Annotated in this window: 1 protein-coding gene; it reads right to left on the bottom strand. The window is 77.4% G+C overall.

What is annotated here, in order from left to right; genetic code table 11:
• Window positions 1–208, bottom strand: a 208-nt coding sequence (locus ADK65_RS39115) for a hypothetical protein (RefSeq protein WP_234352809.1), incomplete at its 3' end; no start/stop codon positions are given.
• Window positions 209–305 lie beyond the last annotated feature (97 nt).

Genomic DNA, 305 nt, shown 5'->3' with positions numbered 1-305 from the left:
GAAGGCCGGCCGGCAGTTCGCCGCCATGGCCCGTCGCGGCTTCCGGCTGGTCCCCGCGACGGGCGAGGCCCAGGTGACGGGCCGGTGCCGGCTCGGGGGGCCCGCTCTGCTCGACCCCGGGCCGGCCTTGCCCGAACTGAGCGGCGTCCCGCTGTCCCTGCACCCCGTTCTGGACACCGACGCCCTCGCCCCCCGGCTGGGTCCACACTTGGGCGAGGGTGCGGGGGGCGCCAAACTGCATCCGGGGATCTGGCAAACGCCGGGGCGCCCCCGCCACGCCGGTCCGGCACCGAACCGGGTAGTGG

The organism is Streptomyces sp. NRRL B-1140 (assembly GCF_001280065.1).
GTDB lineage: Bacteria > Actinomycetota > Actinomycetes > Streptomycetales > Streptomycetaceae > Streptomyces.
This window is presented reverse-complemented; position numbering and strand designations above follow the sequence as displayed.